Raw genomic sequence first — 17,110 nt, forward strand, 5'->3', positions numbered from 1 at the left:
ACGGCCGAAGAGGCCCATCTAAAAAGGTCAATGGGGAGGGAAGTCGGATGTTCAAGAAGATTCTGCTCGTGCTTGTAGCGCTGCTGGTCGTGTTCCTGGTGGTCGTCGCGCTCCAGCCGTCCGAGTACCGTGTCGAGCGCAGCACGACGGTCGCCGCCGCGCCGTCGCAAGTCTTCGGCCATGTGAACGACTTTCATAAATGGGAGGCCTGGTCGCCCTGGGCCAAGATCGATCCCGACGCCATGATCACCTTCGAAGGTCCCGAGGCGGGCCAAGGCGCGATCATGATCTGGGACGGCGACGACAAGGTCGGCGCCGGCAAGATGACCTTGGTCGAAAGCATTCCGGACAAGGCCGTCAAGACCAAGGTGGAATTTACCCGGCCCTACGAAGGCAGCACCAACTCGGATTTCAGCTTCACTCCGAAGGGCGATCAGACGGAGGTCTCCTGGGCCATGCACGGCACGCACAACTTCATATGGAGAAGGCGTTTTGCCTCGTCATGAACGGCACCGGCATGATGGGCAAAGACCTCGACAAGGGGCTGGCCCAGCTGAAGTCCGTGTCGGAGTAGGGCTAAGCAGGCCCGGCCCCACCCCTTCAATTAGTGCACTAGAGCCCCGTCAGGTATAGTGATCCCGGCGCGCATCCGCGCGGGGATCGGTTAAGGGGGCGGCAGCGTAAGTGGATTTGCCCGCTATCTTGAATGAAGTGGGATTTCCTGAACTCCAATACGGTGCCACGGCCGCCGGCGCGCGGCCGGGCCATCGCCATCATGTTGAGCGTGGGCGTCGCATCCGGGCTCATCGCCAGCATTCCCTCGCCATTGCCCGAAATCCGTCTCGAGGACGAAGGCCTGCTCCTGAACGCGGAAGGTATTCCCCTTCACGCTGGCATCGTCTTCGGGCTCGCCGTCGCCTCTATGATGTGGCTATGGGTGACCCACGACATCGCCAAATGCCTGCTCGCCTTCGCGGTCGTCTTGCTTGGCTGGCTTGCCGCGGTCAACACGGCGAACGACGTGTTTCAAGCCGTGGTCGGCTCGGAGCTGTTCGGCACCGTGCAGGGTGCGAAGTCGCGCCGCGAGGTCATAGGACTTCTGGCAGGCGGGTTGAGCGGGGCGGCGGTTGGCGCAGGTCTGACGGCGTTCGGATCCGGAATCCCTTCGGAGCGCATCAGGAAGCCCGAGAACTGGATTCGCATCGTGATTGTCGGAACGCTTGTGGGCGTGCTGCTTTACCCGGCCACCGAGCTCAATGCACTCGTTCTGCTCTTCGTGCCGTGGCAGGCGCTTGTCGCGGCAGCTATCGCGGTCGGGCTGACTCGGGCGTGAGTCCGTCATGAGCGCGTTCGCTTCTGCCGCCACCTTCATCGCGCGCAGGCTCCTGCAAGCGGCGCTCGTCATGCTGGCGATTCTGGTCATCGCGTTTGCCGTCCGGCAAAGTCTTGGCGATCCCTTGCGCGAGATCATGGGTCAGTCGGTTCCGGAGTCCGAACGTGCGGAGCTGCGCCATGAACTTGGCCTGGACGCCCCATGGCCCGTGCAGTTCGCGCGCTATTTGGGACGCGCCGCGACGGGCGATCTCGGCACGTCCATCATCTACAAGAAGCCGACTGTCGAGGTCGTGCTCGGTAAATTCCCGGCGAGCTTCGAGCTTGTGTTGGGCGCGAGCCTCATCGTGCTTTTGTTGTCACTGCCCGGCGGTGTCTATTGCGCGGTCCGTCCGCAAAGTCTCGGCGCGCGCTTGGTCTTAGGGCTCAGTGTGCTCGGCATCTCGGTGCCCGTGTTTCTCACCGGCATTATCCTCATCACCGTCTTTTCCGTGTGGCTCGGCTGGCTGCCGGCCTTCGGGCGCGGGCAAACGGTCGATCTCGGGTTTTGGCAAACGGGACTCCTGACGCGTGACGGGCTCGCGCACCTCTTGCTTCCGGCGGTGACGCTGTCCTCGATCATGCTGCCACTGTTCATTCGGCTGGTGCGCGGTGCCATGCTCGATGAGCTTGGCCACGACTACGTGCGCACCGCCCGCGCCAAGGGCGCATCGCCGTTGCGCGTATGGATCGTGCATGCGCTGCGCAACGCGCTTCTGCCGCTGGTGGCCGTGGGCGGGCTCCAAGCCGGCACGCTCATCGCTTACACACTTCTGACGGAGACAGTGTTCCAGTGGCCCGGCATGGGCTTTCTGTTTCTGGAAGCGGTGACACGCGCCGACATTCCGGTGATCACCACCTATCTCGTGCTGGTTGGCTTGCTGTTCGTCGTCGTCAACACGCTCGTGGACCTTGTAAGCCTCGCGCTCGATCCGCGTGTGAGTTTGGAGGGCGCGCGATGAGCCTCAGCACAGCGCCAGCCGCGGACCGCGCGTTCGCCACCTTCGCCGCCGAGCGGCCCGGCGCGGTGCTGGCCGGACTTCTCCTTGCGATTGTGGGCGTCGCCGCGCTGTTCGCACCGCTGATTGCGCCGCAAGATCCGTTCGACCTGGCGAGCTTCGATATTCTTGACGCCGAGCTGCCGCCCATCTGGCAGGAAGGCAGCGATCCGCGCTTCGTACTCGGCACCGACGCGCAAGGCCGCGATCTGTTCAGCGCGATTTTGTACGGCACCCGCATCTCGCTGCTAGTCGGCATTCTTGCTGTGGCGATCCAAGCCGCGATCGGCGTCTCGCTGGGGCTCGCAGCAGGCTATTCCGGGGGGAGGGTGGACAGCCTCGTCACGCGCCTGGCCGATATACAGCTCTCGCTCTCCACCCTGATGATGGCGATCATCGTCATGGCGCTGTTCCGGGCCGGGCTGGGCGGCGAGGCCTTGAGCCAATTCGCCGTGCCGTTGCTCGTCCTGGTCATTGGCCTCGCCGAGTGGCCGATTTTCGCCCGCACCGCCCGCGCGGCGACCCTCGTGGAGGTGTCCAAGGACTACGTTCGCGCGGCCCGGGCCGTGGGAAGCGGCGATGCTGCCATTGTGCAGCGCCACATCCTGCCCAACATCCTCTCGCCGCTGGTCGTCATCGCCACGACCCAGGTGGCCGGCGCCATCATGGCGGAGGCGGCTCTCTCATTCCTAGGCCTGGGCATGCCGGTAACCAAACCCTCGCTCGGCACGTTGATCCGCTCCGGCTATGACCTCATTTTCGCCGGCGCCTGGTGGGTTACGGTCCTCCCAGGGCTGGTGCTCATCGGGGTCTTGATCGCGGTCAATGTGCTGGGAGACGCCTTGCGCGATTGGCTCGACCCGAGGGCTCGGGCCGGCTAAATCAAGCCCGCGGAAGCGGCTATTCGGCCCAGGCCCCCTTGATCATTGGGGCCCCAGCGACCCATAAGATATAGTGCAGCAAGGCTTTCCGGCCACGAGAACAGCGGCGTTTCGGATACGAAGCCGCCGCGGAGGAGACGTCATGGAGACCCCGGGCCCGGTCAATCCGGATCTCGTCTATTCTTTGCGCCGTGTCACCGAGCGCGCGGCCTGTGCGGCCTTCAACTGGATCGGCCGCGGCGATGCCGACGACGGTGGCCGGGCTGCCCTGGACGCCATGCGTGCCGCGATTGCCGAGATCGATATCGACGCGCGCGTCGTCATCGGGGAGGCCACGGCCGGCGAGGCGCCGCAGCCGCAACGCGGCGAGCATCTCGGCTCCCCCGGCGCCGCTTTCAAAGCAGATATCGCCGTGGACCCGGTGGAAGGCACGAGCTATCTGGTGCGCGGCCTCACCAACGCCCTTTCCGTTCTCGCCGTGGCGCCGCGCGGCGCCATGATGAACCCAGGCCCCGCCTTCTACATGGAGAAGTTCGTGGCCAGCGCGCCCGCGCGCGGCAAGATCGACCCGGCCTGGTCCACCTCGAAAAAGCTCGAGGAGCTGGCCGGCATTCTCAATAAGGACATTTCCGATCTCACCGTGTTCGTTTTGGAGAAGCCGCGTCACCGCGCTCTCGTGAACGAGATTCTCGCGGCGGGAGCGCGCGTCGCCATGTATCCGGCGGGCGACGTCGCCGGCGCACTCATGGCGGCGGTTCCGGGGTCGAGCATCGATGCTTTGATGGGGACGGGCGGCACGCCGGAAGGCGTGATGTCGGCCTGTGCCGTTAGGGCGATCGGCGGCGAGTTCCTTGCGCGCCTCGACCCGCAGCTTCAGACGGAAACGCAAGCGGTCAAGGACGCCGGCATCGACACGCAGCGCTGGTTCGAGCGCGACGAACTCATCACCTCCGACGACGTTTTCTTTTGTGCGACGGGCATCACCACGGGGCTCATGCTCGAAGGCGTAGAGAAATCGAAGACCCACTATAAATTGCAGACAATGATGATTACCGGGGCGTCCGGCGAACGGCAGATCATGACGAGTTATCTGCCGATTGAACGTCTTGCGAGCGTGGCGGCTCGCGACGTTGCGTAACAAGCCAAACGGATAGGAACGCCTGGGAGCAGAGCATGCCCAAGCGAGTGGATCATCCGATCATCCTCGGCATCGTGGGTGACTCGGCATCGGGAAAGACGACCCTGTCGGCGGGCGTCGCTCAGATTCTGGGCGAGGAGCACTGCTCGATCTTCTGTACCGATGACTATCATTGTTACACGCGGCAAGAGCGTAACGATGCGGGGATGTCCGCGCTCGATCCACGCGCGAATCATATCGACGTGCTGGAGCAGCACCTGCGTCTCTTGCGGCGTGGCGAGCCCGTGCTCAAGCCGGTCTATTGTCATCATGATGGCACGCTGGGGCGACCGCGCTACTACACGCCGACCGAGTTCGTCATCGCCGAAGGCCTGCTGGGCTACACGACGCGCGCCATGCGCGATTGCTACGACGTGAAGATCTATCTCGACCCGGAAGACGATCTCCGGATCAAATGGAAAATCCATCGGGACACCAGCAAGCGCGGCTATGGGCTTGAGGAGGTCGTCGCGTCCCTGGAGCGGCGCAAGCAGGACAGCCCCAACTTCATCCATCCCCAGAGGACGTTCGCGGACATCGTTATCCGCTTCCAGTCGCCAAAAGGGGCCAATGGGTCCGATACCCAACTCGATGTGCGCCATCTCCTGCGGCCTACTCTGCCGCATCCGGACTTCACGCCGCTTTTCGATGGGTCCAGCAACGCCGGGCTCCATCTCGAGCTGGTGCGCGATAAGGATGGAAAACCCGTCGACGTACTTGAGATCAACGGCAATATCTCCGACAAGAGGGCCGAGCGGATCGAGGATCTGCTGTGGAATCTCATTCCGGAGGCGGGCCACCTGCGCGACCAGGTGGGCCGCATCGATGTCGCGAACGGCGCAAACAAGAGCCACCCGCTGGCGCTCACGCAGCTTCTTGTGGGCTATCACGCGGTCAAGGCGGCGATGGGCGTCCGCGCCTACTAGAAAAAGGACTTTGGGGGACAATAGATGAGTGAGGCCCTGGCACAGGATCAGGCATTGTCTGGAGCGAGCCACGACGACATGGCGAACGTCATCCGCGCGCTCGCCATGGACGCGGTGCAGAAAGCGGCCTCGGGCCATCCAGGCATGCCCATGGGCATGGCGGACGTCGCCACGGTCCTGTTCACCCGCTTTCTGAAATACGACGCCGCCCACCCGGAATGGCCCGACCGCGACCGCTTCGTGCTCTCCGCCGGCCACGGCTCGATGCTGCTCTACGCGCTGCTCTATCTCACCGGCTATCCAGACATGGATATCGAGCAGCTCAAGAATTTCCGCCAGTTCGGCGCGCGCACCGCGGGGCATCCCGAATACGGCCATGCGCCGGGGATTGAGACCACGACGGGCCCGCTCGGCCAGGGCATCGGCAATGCGGTCGGCATGGCGCTCGCCGAGCGCCTGCTCAACCAGCGCTACGGCGACGACATCGTCAGCCACTATACCTATTGCATCGCTGGCGACGGCTGCCTGATGGAAGGCCTCAGCCAGGAGGCGATCTCCTTCGCCGGCCACCTCAAGCTCGGGCGGCTGATCGTGTTGTTCGACGACAACGAGATCTCCATCGACGGCGGTACGAACCTCACTCTGTCGGACGATCAGCTGGCGCGCTTCCGGGCGTCCAAATGGCATGTCGCGACGGTGGACGGACACGATCCAGAGGCCGTGGCGCTCGCCATCGAGAACGCGCGCGGCGTCACCGACCAGCCTTCGATGATCGCCTGCCGCACGGTGATCGGCTATGGCGCGCCGAACAAGGCGGGCACGGCCGCCACCCATGGCGCCCCGCTCGGCGAAGACGAGATCGCCGGTGCCCGCCAGGAGCTCGGCTGGCCGCACGCGCCCTTCGAGGTGCCCGATGCGGTCCTCGAGAGCTGGCGCGCGGCAGGCATGTGTGGCCGTGCGGACTACGACAAGTGGATGGAGGCCGCCGGCCGGCTCGATGCCGCATCGCGCGCGCGCCTGACCGATCCCATCGACGCGAAAGTCGGCGAGGACATCATCCGCGCCATGGCCGGCATCAAGACGGACTTCGCGGCCGAAGGCGCCAAGCTCGCCACGCGGCAATCTTCGCAGAAAGTGCTGGAGCGGCTGATGCCGGTCGTGCCGGGGCTCATCGGCGGCTCGGCGGATCTAACCGGTTCGGTGGGCACGCTCACCAAGCAGCACGGCATCGTCAAGCCGGACGACTTCGCCGGCAACTACATCCATTACGGCGTTCGCGAGCATGCCATGGGCGCGAGCATGAACGGCCTCGCCTTGCATGGCGGCATCGTGCCTTACGCGGGCACGTTCTTGGTGTTCTCCGATTACTGCCGGCCGTCGATTAGGCTGTCGGCACTCATGGAGCAGCGCGTCGTCTATGTGATGACCCACGATTCCATCGGTCTTGGCGAGGACGGTCCCACGCATCAGCCGGTCGAGCAGCTCGCAGCGCTGAGGGCCATGCCCCAGCTTCACGTGATGCGCCCGGCGGACTCCGTCGAATGCGCCGAATGCTGGGAGCTGGCCTTGCTGTCCAAGGACCGGCCGACGATCTTGACGCTGACCCGCCAGGGCCTGCCGCTGCTGCGCACCACGCCCACGGACGACAATCTCTCAGCCAAAGGCGCCTATGTCCTCATCGAGCCGGAAGGCGGCCGGGACGTCACCGTGCTGGCCACGGGCTCGGAGGTTTCGTTGGCGGTGAATGCCGCAAAAATGCTCGAAGAGCAGGGCATCAAGGCCGCCGTGGTGTCCATGCCCTGTTGGGAGCTGTTCGAGGCGCAAGACGAAGGCTACCAAGCCGCCGTCCTCGGCACCACACCCCGGGTGGGCGTCGAGGCCGCGGTCGGCTTCGGCTGGGACAAATGGTTGGGCGAGAACGGAAAGTTTATTGGCATGCGCGGATTCGGCGCGTCTGCCCCGGCCCAGGAGCTTTATAAGCATTTCGAGATCACCCCGGAGGCCGTCGTGGCCGCGGCCCGTGATCTGATTTCAAACTAGAGGTAAGGAGCACATGGCTAACACGCGCGTCGCCATCAACGGATTTGGTCGAATTGGCAGGCTCACCTTCAGGGCCTTCCTGGAGGCCGGCCGCAAGGACCTGGATTTCGTGGCGATCAACGATCTCGGCTCTGCCGACATGAATGCGCTGCTGCTCGAGTTCGACAGCGTGCACGGCAGGCTCCCGGCCAATGTTTCCGTCTCCGACGGCCGCCTCAAGGCCGACGGGCAGGACGTCGCCGTGCTCTCCGAAGCGGACCCTGAGAAGCTCCCTTGGGGCGAACTCGGTGTCGACATCGTCATGGAATGCACCGGCCGCTTCACCAAGCGCGAGACCGCTGCGCAGCATCTGGAAGCAGGCGCCAAGCGCGTGCTCGTCTCCGCGCCGTGCTCCGGCGCCGACCTCACCGTGGTCTACGGCGTGAACGACGACAAGCTCACCGAGAAGGACCACGTGGTCTCCAATGCCTCGTGCACGACCAACTGCCTGGCTCCGGTGGCCGAGGTGCTGCACAAGGCGGTCGGCATCGAGCGCGGCTACATGACCACGATCCACGCCTATACCGGCGACCAGCGCACCGTGGACACGCTCCACAAGGACCCGCGCCGGGCCCGCGCGAGCGCCGTGAACCTGATCCCGACCTCGACCGGTGCGGCGAAAGCTGTCGGGCTCGTGCTGCCCGAGCTGCAAGGCAAGCTCGACGGCGCTTCGATCCGCGTGCCGGTGCCCAATGTCAGCCTGATCGATCTGACCTTCCAGTCCTCGCGCCCGACCACGGTGGAGGAAATCAACGACGCCATGACCAAGGCGGCCTCTAAAGCGCCGCTCAAGGGCGTCATGGGCATCAACGAGCAGCCGCTCGTGTCCTCGGATTTCAATCACGACCCGCTGAGCTCGGTGTTCGACGCTACGGGGACGCAAGTCATCGACGGCACGTTCTGCCGCGTGGTGTCCTGGTACGACAACGAGTGGGGCTTCTCGAACCGGATGAACGACACCGCGGTCGCCATGGGACGACTTATATGAGCGATGACGCCGGCATGGGCGGCGTCGACCTGTCGCGCATCAAGACCATCGATGGTCTCGACGTAAAGGGAAAGCGCGTGCTCATGCGTGCGGACCTCAACGTGCCGGTCGAGAACGGCCACGTCGCCGACGCAACGCGCATCGAGCGCGCACTGCCGACCATAGAGGCGCTTCGCTCCGGCGGTGCCAAGCTCGTCATCATGTCTCACTTTGGCCGTCCCAAAGGCGAGCGGTCGCCGGAGACATCACTCAAGCCTGTCGCCGCCAAGCTGCAAGAAATGCTCGGCACGCGCGTTTCGTTCCTGCACGATTGCGTGGGGCCAGACGTCGAGGCGGGCGTCAATGCGCTGAAAGACGGCGACGTGGCGCTGCTGGAGAACCTCCGCTACCACAAGGGCGAGACGGCCAACGATGCCGGCTTCGCCAAGCAGCTTGCGGCGCTAGGCGATATCTATGTGGACGATGCATTTTCCTGCGCCCATCGCGCGCATGCTTCCGTGGAAGCGATTACGCATCTGCTGCCGTCCTATGCCGGCAAATCGATGATGGCGGAGATCGAGGCGCTGGCCAGCGCGCTTCACAACCCGAAGCGGCCGGTCATGGCCATTGTCGGCGGCGCCAAGGTCTCCACAAAGATCGACGTGCTCACCAACCTCGTGCAGCGCATGAACGTGGTGGTCGTCGGCGGCGGCATGGCGAATACCTTCCTCTACGCCCAAGGCGTGGATATCGGCAATTCGCTGTGCGAGCCCGACCTCAAGGACATCGCGCTCGATATTATCGACAAGGCGAAGGTGTCTGGCTGCGAGATCATGTTGCCCGTCGACCAAGTCGTCGCCAAGGAGTTGGCGCCGGGTGCCGAGACCGTAGTGTGTGACACCGGCACCGTTCCGGCCGGCATGATGATCCTCGACGTGGGGCCGAAGAGCATCGCGCGGCTGAAGGAAAAGTTAGGCGAGATGGCGACTCTGTTATGGAACGGGCCGCTCGGCGCTTTCGAAATCACGCCGTTCGGGGAAGGCACGTTCGCGCTGGCGCGCGAGGCAGGCCGTCTCTCTAAAGACGGCAAGCTTATTACGATTGCCGGCGGCGGCGACACGGTGCGCGCCTTGAACACGACGGGCGCGGCGCCCGACTTCACTTATATCTCAACGGCGGGCGGCGCCTTTCTCGAATGGCTGGCCGGCGAGCAGCTGCCGGGCGTGGTCGCGCTGGCCGGTGGCGATACGAAACATTCCGCGGTTGCGTGAGGCACGAAGCATGTCCGACGACATCATCATCGCACCGTCTATCCTCTCGGCTGACTTCGCCAAGCTCGGCGAGGAAGTGAAGGCCATCGACAAGGCCGGTTGCGATTGGATCCATATCGATGTCATGGACGGGCACTTTGTGCCCAACATAACCATCGGTCCCGACGTGGTGAAGGCGCTTCGCCCGCATTGCGACAAGGTGTTCGACACCCATCTCATGATTGCGCCGTGCGATCCGTATCTCGACGCATTCGCCGAGGCCGGTTCCGACATCATCACCGTGCATGCCGAAGCCGGTCCGCATCTGGACCGCTCGCTGCAGCACATCAGGAGCCTCGGCAAGAAGGCAGGCGTCAGCCTCACCCCGTCGACCCCTGAGACGGCGATCGAATACGTGCTCGATAAAGTCGATCTGATTTTGGTGATGACGGTGAACCCGGGTTTTGGCGGTCAGTCCTTCATCCCTGAGCAGCTGAAGAAGATCAGCGCGATCCGTAAGATGATCGGCGATCGTCCGATTCACCTGGAGGTGGATGGCGGCGTGAACCCGGAGACGGCGGGGCTTGTCGCCGAGGCTGGCGCCGATGTTCTCGTGGCCGGCTCTGCCGTGTTCAAGGGCGGTGCTTACGCGAAGAACATCGCGGCGATCCGCGATGCGGCGTTACGTGCCCGCGATGCCGCTTGAGGGCACGGTTAACCGGAATTTTCGTGACCCCGGTCACTGACTGTGGCGCCGACCTGTGATCAATCCTCTTCACGACTTGGTGCCAGGCCTTGCTCTTCCGATGCGGGCGCAATAGCTAGAAACCCATGGATGTCACCTATTTCGGCGCTCTGTTCGCCGGCTTCTTGAGCTTCCTCAGCCCCTGCGTGCTGCCGCTCGTGCCGCCTTATCTGTGCTTCCTCGGCGGCACCACCTTCGATCAGCTGGCGGGCGAGGATGAGACGCCCCCTCACGTCTACACCACGGTGGTGTTGTCCTCGGTCGCCTTCGTGCTCGGTTTCACCACCGTGTTTGTCATCTTGGGTGCCACGGCGACGGTGTTGGGCCAGCTCGTGCTGGAGAACCTGCCGATCCTTGCCAAGGTCGCGGGCGTCATCATCATCATCGCCGGCCTGCACTTCCTCGGCGTCATCCACATTCCGATCCTCCATCGCGAGGCGCGCTATCATGCCGACACGCGGCCGGCGGGGTTGGTCGGCGCCTATATCATCGGCTTGGCGTTCGCCTTCGGCTGGACGCCCTGCATCGGGCCCGTGCTCGGGGCTATTCTGGCGGTCGCCGCCGGCGAGGACTCCGTGCGCCAGGGCGTGAGCCTGCTCTTCGTCTATTCGTTGGGGCTCGGCATTCCGTTCATTCTTGCCGCCGTCGCCGTTCGGCCGTTCATGAATGCCATGGGCCGCTTCAAGGGCCACATGGGCACGATCGAGAAGGTGCTGGGCGCGCTTCTGGTCCTCACCGGCATTCTGTTCCTCACGAACTCGATGACGCTGATCGCGGGCTGGATCCTGCGCACGTTCCCGGCGCTTGCCACGATTGGCTGACGAGGCTCAGTCCGATTGCCTCTGGAGGCTTGCCTCTAGAGGCTTGCTCTTGGGCGCCAGCGGTGAATAGTGGCGCCTCATGACCCCTAGATCGACGTCCATCGCGCTCACCATCGCCGGCTCCGATTCTTCCGGAAGCGCCGGCATCCAAGCCGACCTCAAGACGTTCGGTGCGCTTGGCGTGCATGGCGCTTGCGTCGTCGCCGCGGTCACCGCGCAGAACACGCAAAAGGTCGAGGCCATCTTGCCAGTGCCGCCGGAGTTCGTACTGGCGCAGATGCAGGCCGTGGCAAACGACATCGATGTCGGCGCCATCAAGATTGGCATGCTGGCAACGCGCGACAATATCGAGGCCGTCGCCGAGGGGTTGACGCTGTTCGACGGGACGCCGGTGGTCCTCGATCCCGTGATGGCGTCGCATCGGGGCGACCCGCTACTCGATGAGAGCGCCGTGGACACGCTCAAGACCATGCTGATGCCGTGCGCCACGCTGGTGACGCCCAACCTGTTCGAAGCGGCCTTGCTGACCAGCGAGGAGAAGGCCCGCAGCGTGGACGCCATGGCCGAACAAGCGTGGATGCTGCGCGGCCTCGGCGCCAAAGCCGTGCTCGTCAAAGGCGGGCATCTCGACGGCGAAGCCATCGACGTGCTGTTGAGCAATGACGGCGTAGAACGCCTCGAAGCGCCCCGGCATGAGACCGGGAATACGCACGGCACGGGCTGCACCCTGTCCTCTGCCATCGCCGCGGGGCTCGCGCATGGCAAGCCGCTGGAGAAGGCGGTGAAGGACGCGAAGGTCTATGTCACCGCGGCGATCATCGCCGCCGACGAGATCGCAGTGGGGAAGGGCCGGGGGCCACTTCACCACTTCCATGCACTGTGGCCGTAGCCGTAAAGGGCGCTAGCCGTCGGCGACGACTTTGAGCTTCTGTTCGCCGAGGCCTTGGACGTGGAGCACCATCTCGTCGCCAGGCTTAATAAAGACGCGAGGTTTGCGTGCCATGCCGACGCCGGGCGGCGTGCCGGTGGTGATCACGTCGCCGGGCATCAGCGTCATATAGGTGCTGATATAGCTGACGAGGTCGGCGACGGTGAAAATCATGGTCTCGGTATTGCCCGTCTGCATGCGCTCCCCGTTGAGGTCCATGGTGAGATCGAGCGCTTGCGGATCCGTAACCTCGTCCGTGGTGACGAGCCAAGGGCCTAAGGGTCCGAAGCTGTCATAGCTCTTGGCTTTCATCCATTCGCCGGGTCCGCCTTTTTGCAGACTGCGCTCGGAGACATCGTTGCAGATGCAATAGCCGGCCACGTAGTCAAGCGCGTCGTCTTTCGAGACGCGCTTGGCGGGCGTGCCGATGACCACCGCGAGCTCCACCTCGTAGTCCATGCGCTGGAAGTCCGGCGGCGCCAGCACCGGATCGGTGGGCCCGGAGACGCAGGAGTTCGCCTTGCAAAACACGATGGGGACTTCGGGAATGTCCATGCCGGTCTCTTCGGCGTGGTCGCGATAGTTGAGGCCGATGCCAAGAAATTTCGGCACGACGCCGATGGGCGGACCAAGCCTGGGGTTCCCCTCGACCAGCGGCAGCGTTTCCGGATCGATCGCCTTGAGACGGTCAAGGCTCACGCGGCCAAGCGCATCCCCGGCAAGATCGCCGATCTCCCCGGACAGGTCGCGGATCAGCCCCTTGGCATCTAGAACGCCCGGCTTTTCCGCCCCGGGTGCGCCAAAACGTACAAGCTTCATTGTCTTCCCCCAGCCATGATTTTCTGCATGATGCACGCGTGGCGATGGGGCGGCAACGGCCTGCCCGCTTGTCTCCCGCGCAACGCCAATCCCGAAAGACGAAAGGTGCCGGTTCCGATGAGACTTCGTTTGCGTTCGCCTCGCCTCGGGACCTTGATTGCCGTCTTTCTCGCAAACGCCCTGACTGTCCTATCCGCGCTGCCGGCGTCCGCCAACCCGTATCAGCAGTTGGATGGCGCTTGGACCGGGAGCGGGACAGTGACCCCGTTGAAAGGGGCGCCAGAGAAGGTCAGCTGCAACACCACCTATAAGACTGAAGGGTCCGTGGTACGGCAGACCGTGCGCTGCGCGAGCGCGAGCCACGCTTTCGCCGGGAATCTGGAACTGACCTATGAGGGCGGCCGGATCCGCGGCGCCTGGCGTGAGCAGGTCCATGGCGCCTCCGGCGACGTCAGCGGCACGGCCAACGGCAGCTCCATCCGCGCGCGCCTCAGCGGCCAGACCTTCTCAGGCCGCATGCGCATCGATGTCGATGGGCCCAAACACACGATCGAGATCGTCCAGCGCGACACCGGATCGGGCGCTTATCGTCCCGTCGCCTCGATCTCGTTGCACCGCTAGAGTCACCTGTGGCGGCTGCGCCAAGGCCGTTGCTGAATTGCCACAAAGCCTCACAAAGTTTCCCCCAAACGGGTGCAGCCACGGCCCCCCGCGAGGGTGCAGCGATGCGCGTTGCAGCCCGCCTGGGGCGCCTCGGAAGCAACATAATATGTTGAAATACAATAATAAAACCAGGTGACGCGCCGCGCCGGTCAAGCCGCTTTGCATTTCCGCAACAGTGCGGCGACGATTTGCGTTTCGCCCCTCGCGCATTGTTGAAGCGCGCGCCGGGGCTCGCTAGCTTTTCATCACAACACGGGGGAAGGGGCTGGGGGGCTTTCTTCTCACCGGAACGAAAGCAAGAGCAAGGTTGCCGACGAGCCGAAGCAAGAACCAAGACCAAGAAAGACGGCGCAGAAAAAATGGGGGGGCGAGTCGAAGCCCGCTGTAAAGGTTTAGGCCTTTCGCGTTCGGCTCGTTTCGCAGGGAAGACCGGCCCGGCTTTGTCCGGGCCGGTTCTTTTTTGGCACCAGGTCAAAGTCCGAGCTTCGTCAGCGTCGTCTCAACGCGCCCCAAATAGCTCCCCCCGAACAGCCGCACATGCACGAGCGTGGGATAGAGATTGTAGAGATCCCGCCGCAGCTCGTGGAACCCCGGCTCCAGCGGCGACATCCCCTCATAGGCCTCGAAGAACGCATCGCCGAACGTCCCGAACATCGTCGTGAAGGCGAGCTCGATCTCCGGATGGCCGCAATAGATCGCCGGATCGACGAACCCGGCGATGCGGTTTCCGCACACGAGCACGTTCCCGGTCCATAGATCGCCGTGCAGCAGACTGGGGAAGGGCGGCTCGGTCAGAAAGTCCTCGAGCTTTGATGCGAGCGTTTCGATGCGGCCATAGAGCGCGGCCGGCAGCCGGCCTTCGTCCTTTGCTGCGCGCGCCATATAGAGGAGCCGCTCGTCGCGGAAGAACGGGATCCAGCATTGGCTTTGCGGGTTGGGCTGGTGCAGGGGGCCGATCAGCGTGTCCCGCGCATAGCCGAAGCCGTCCCGCGGCGTGGCATGGAGTGCGGCAATGAGCCTCGCGGCATCGCGCTCTACGTTGGCGGTGATCGTCCCGCCGTCCGTCTCGATGAAGTCCATGACAAGGAGGTCGGGCTCGGCCGCATGAACCTGCGGAACGGGCAAGTCCGACGTCCGCGAAAGCTCGCCGAGCATATAGCCTTCGAGCGCAAGCGACGGCCCGGAGCGCGCGTTGTCCTTCGCCTTCACCGCCACATGCCGGCCGTCTTGGAGCCGCGCGGACAGGCCGGTCAGACCGAATCCCACTGGCAATGGCGCGGTGTCGACGACGCCCGAGCCGAGCGCCCCCTCAAGCCGTATACGCAAATCGCCGTTGGTCATCGCCGTTTACCAAGTCCTTAAGCAGTCGCCAGTGTCACATCCCTGATACTAAATCACCTTAGATCGCGGTTTATCGTGCTGAACACTCGAATAGACGATTACACGCAGCCAGACGCCGAGCAGAGGCGTTATCGCGCGCTGTTTATTTCCGACATTCATCTTGGCACCAAGGCCTGTCAGGCCGAAGCCTTCCTAGACTTCTTGCGCTACCACGACGCGCCCCGGTTCTACCTGGTCGGCGATATCGTCGATTTCTGGCGCATCCGGCGCGGGGTCTACTGGCCGCAAGCCCACAACGATGTCTTGCAGAAGCTGCTCCGCAAGGTCCGCAAAGGGACCGAGCTCGTTTACATCCCCGGGAATCACGACGAGGTCATGCGGGAGTATTGCGGCTCGCAATTCGGCGGCATCGCCATTGAGCGCCAGACGATCCATACGGGCGCGGACGGACGGCGCTATCTGATCATGCATGGCGACGAGTTCGACGTGGTCGTGCGCTACGCCAAGTGGCTCGCCTTCTTGGGCGACTGGAGCTACACGGCGGCGCTTTGGTTCAACACGCACCTCAATGCCGTGCGCCGCTGGTTCGGCATGCCGTATTGGTCGCTCTCGGCCTATCTGAAGCACAAGGTCAAGCGGGCGGTGAATTACATCGGCGAGTTCGAGCAAGCGTTGTCGCAAGAGGCCCGCCGCAATGGCGCCCAAGGCGTGCTCTGCGGGCACATCCATCACGCCGCCATGCGTCAGGTCGGCGACGTCGTCTACATCAATACCGGTGACTGGGTCGAAAGCTGTACGGCGGTGGGCGAGACGGAGGAGGGTGTCTTCGAGATCATCCACTGGAATCCGCACACCGGCGTTCGGACGTCGGGAACGCCGGCCAAGGAGTTTGAGGCCGCAGCTTGATGCGCATCCTCGTTGCCACCGACGCCTGGTTTCCCAAGGTGAATGGAGTTGTCCGCACCTATGAGCGGCTTGCGCAAGAGCTTCCGAAGCTTGGCGCCGATATCAGCTTTCTCACACCCGCCCCGTTCTACACGCTGCCTTGCCCCACCTATCCGGAGATCAGGCTATCGCTGGTCAGCCCAAGCATGGTGGCGCGCCATATCGAAGAGGCGCGGCCGGACTTCATCCATATCGCCACGGAGGGGCCGATAGGGCTGATGGCCAGGGGCTACTGCCGCAAGATTAAGCGCCCCTTCACCACGAGCTACCACACACGCTTTCCTGAATATGTTTCGGCGCGCCTGCCGATCCCCGAGTCTTGGTGCTACGCCTTCCAGCGCCAGTTCCATAACAGCGGCGCGGGGCTGTTCGTGGCGACCCAGTCGGTCGAAGACGATCTCAAGGAAAAGGGTTTCGCGCGCATGATGCGCTGGTCCCGTGGCGTCGACCTGGAACTCTACCGGCCGCGCGACGTGCGGCTCTTCGGCGATGAGCCCGTGTTCCTCTATGTGGGCCGCATTTCGGTGGAGAAGAACATCAAGGCCTTTCTCGATCTGGAGCTTCCGGGGCGGAAGGTCGTGGTCGGCGGCGGCCCCCAGTTGAACGATCTCAAGCGTCAATATCCCGACGTGCTATTCACCGGTCCAAAGGAGGGCGAGGCGCTGGCGGAAGCCTATGCCTCGGCGGATGTGTTCGTGTTCCCAAGCCTGACCGACACGTTCGGTCTGGTGCTGCTGGAGGCCTTGGCGTGCGGTGTACCCGTCGCGGCCTATCCCGTCAGCGGGCCCAAGGACGTGCTGACAGACCCCGCTTGCGGGGTCGTGGGGCCTGACCTCCAGGCGGCGGCGCTTCAGGCGCTGGACCTCGACCGCGAGGCGGCACGCGAGCATGCGCTGCTCTATAGCTGGGAAAACTCGGCGCAGCAGTTCGTGGACAATGTGCTGTCGGCCCACAATCTCGGCCTGCCGGAACGGCGGCGGCTCCTGCCGCGCTTGCGCGGACGGCGAAGCGCGCGGAAGGCAAAAAAGAAAAAAACGGCCCAGGTGGGGGGAACCCGGGCCGCTTCATTCTCATGCGTCAGTTTGGGGGACGCTTTGGGGGATCTTGCGTCTACCCGGAGATGGTTAGGGGCCTGAATCTTTTCAAGGTGAGGGTGCCGACTTTTTGCCCGCCGGACGCTAACCTACTGATTCAATAGC

General features: G+C 63.9%; 17 protein-coding genes. 15 read left to right on the forward strand and 2 right to left on the reverse strand.

Annotated elements, in window-relative coordinates; translation table 11 throughout:
• Window positions 1-47: 47 nt before the first annotated feature.
• From ABY454_RS00780 to thiD, 12 genes are all read left to right on the forward strand, one after another.
• On the forward strand, window positions 48-506 hold the full coding sequence (locus ABY454_RS00780) for an SRPBCC family protein (RefSeq protein WP_372928258.1): 459 nt from the start codon (window positions 48-50) through the stop codon (window positions 504-506).
• Window positions 507-706: 200 nt separating this feature from the next.
• A complete protein-coding gene (locus tag ABY454_RS00785; RefSeq protein ID WP_372928259.1) occupies window positions 707-1,333 on the forward strand; it encodes a hypothetical protein in 627 nt (208 codons plus the stop codon).
• A 7-nt stretch (window positions 1,334-1,340) separates the two neighbouring features.
• Entirely contained in the window at window positions 1,341-2,333 is a 993-nt protein-coding gene (locus ABY454_RS00790) for an ABC transporter permease (RefSeq protein WP_372928260.1), read from the forward strand.
• On the forward strand, window positions 2,330-3,250 hold the full coding sequence (locus ABY454_RS00795; protein WP_372928261.1) for an ABC transporter permease: 921 nt from the start codon (window positions 2,330-2,332) through the stop codon (window positions 3,248-3,250). The genes ABY454_RS00790 and ABY454_RS00795 overlap by 4 nt, the downstream gene beginning before the upstream one ends.
• A gap of 142 nt (window positions 3,251-3,392) precedes the next feature.
• Entirely contained in the window at window positions 3,393-4,388 is a 996-nt protein-coding gene (glpX, locus tag ABY454_RS00800; RefSeq protein WP_372928262.1) for a class II fructose-bisphosphatase, read from the forward strand.
• Window positions 4,389-4,423: 35 nt separating this feature from the next.
• A complete protein-coding gene (locus tag ABY454_RS00805; RefSeq protein WP_372928263.1) occupies window positions 4,424-5,353 on the forward strand; it encodes a phosphoribulokinase in 930 nt (309 codons plus the stop codon).
• 24 nt (window positions 5,354-5,377) lie between these two features.
• Window positions 5,378-7,393, forward strand: a complete 2,016-nt coding sequence (tkt, locus tag ABY454_RS00810; protein ID WP_372928264.1) for a transketolase — start codon at window positions 5,378-5,380, stop codon at window positions 7,391-7,393.
• Between the two features lie 13 nt (window positions 7,394-7,406).
• Window positions 7,407-8,420 (forward strand): type I glyceraldehyde-3-phosphate dehydrogenase, encoded by a 1,014-nt coding sequence (gene gap, locus ABY454_RS00815; protein WP_372928265.1) that lies wholly within the window; start codon window positions 7,407-7,409, stop codon window positions 8,418-8,420.
• On the forward strand, window positions 8,417-9,670 hold the full coding sequence (gene pgk, locus ABY454_RS00820; protein WP_372928266.1) for a phosphoglycerate kinase: 1,254 nt from the start codon (window positions 8,417-8,419) through the stop codon (window positions 9,668-9,670). Before gap ends, pgk begins: the two co-directional genes overlap by 4 nt.
• Before the next feature lie 10 nt (window positions 9,671-9,680).
• The gene (gene rpe, locus ABY454_RS00825; RefSeq protein ID WP_372928267.1) at window positions 9,681-10,355 is read left to right on the forward strand and encodes a ribulose-phosphate 3-epimerase; all 675 of its coding nucleotides are present in this window, start codon (window positions 9,681-9,683) and stop codon (window positions 10,353-10,355) included.
• A gap of 125 nt (window positions 10,356-10,480) precedes the next feature.
• Complete coding sequence (locus tag ABY454_RS00830) at window positions 10,481-11,215, forward strand: cytochrome c biogenesis CcdA family protein (protein ID WP_372928268.1); 735 nt, start codon at window positions 10,481-10,483, stop codon at window positions 11,213-11,215.
• Between the two features lie 79 nt (window positions 11,216-11,294).
• Window positions 11,295-12,104, forward strand: a complete 810-nt coding sequence (gene thiD, locus ABY454_RS00835; protein ID WP_372928269.1) for a bifunctional hydroxymethylpyrimidine kinase/phosphomethylpyrimidine kinase — start codon at window positions 11,295-11,297, stop codon at window positions 12,102-12,104.
• Window positions 12,105-12,116: 12 nt separating this feature from the next.
• Here the strand turns inward: thiD and ABY454_RS00840 are convergent, their stop codons facing one another.
• Window positions 12,117-12,962, reverse strand: a complete 846-nt coding sequence (locus ABY454_RS00840) for a fumarylacetoacetate hydrolase family protein (RefSeq protein WP_372928270.1) — start codon at window positions 12,960-12,962, stop codon at window positions 12,117-12,119.
• 117 nt (window positions 12,963-13,079) lie between these two features.
• Here ABY454_RS00840 and ABY454_RS00845 point away from each other — a divergent pair, with 117 nt between their 5' ends.
• On the forward strand, window positions 13,080-13,583 hold the full coding sequence (locus ABY454_RS00845) for a hypothetical protein (protein ID WP_372928271.1): 504 nt from the start codon (window positions 13,080-13,082) through the stop codon (window positions 13,581-13,583).
• A gap of 513 nt (window positions 13,584-14,096) precedes the next feature.
• On the opposite strand, the gene ABY454_RS00850 is transcribed toward ABY454_RS00845, so the two are convergent.
• Window positions 14,097-14,966 (reverse strand): fructosamine kinase family protein, encoded by an 870-nt coding sequence (locus ABY454_RS00850; RefSeq protein WP_372928272.1) that lies wholly within the window; start codon window positions 14,964-14,966, stop codon window positions 14,097-14,099.
• A 75-nt stretch (window positions 14,967-15,041) separates the two neighbouring features.
• Between ABY454_RS00850 and ABY454_RS00855 the strand changes: the two genes are divergently transcribed.
• Both ABY454_RS00855 and ABY454_RS00860 read left to right on the forward strand, forming a co-directional pair.
• Window positions 15,042-15,872: a UDP-2,3-diacylglucosamine diphosphatase gene (locus ABY454_RS00855; protein WP_372928273.1), complete on the forward strand. Its 831-nt coding sequence runs from the start codon at window positions 15,042-15,044 to the stop codon at window positions 15,870-15,872.
• Window positions 15,872-17,047 (forward strand): glycosyltransferase family 4 protein, encoded by a 1,176-nt coding sequence (locus tag ABY454_RS00860; protein WP_372928274.1) that lies wholly within the window; start codon window positions 15,872-15,874, stop codon window positions 17,045-17,047. The genes ABY454_RS00855 and ABY454_RS00860 overlap by 1 nt, the downstream gene beginning before the upstream one ends.
• The last annotated feature ends 63 nt before the right edge of the window (window positions 17,048-17,110 follow it).

It is taken from the genome of Methyloceanibacter sp., from assembly GCF_041573655.1.
In the GTDB taxonomy this organism is placed as follows: Bacteria; Pseudomonadota; Alphaproteobacteria; order Rhizobiales; family Methyloligellaceae; genus Methyloceanibacter.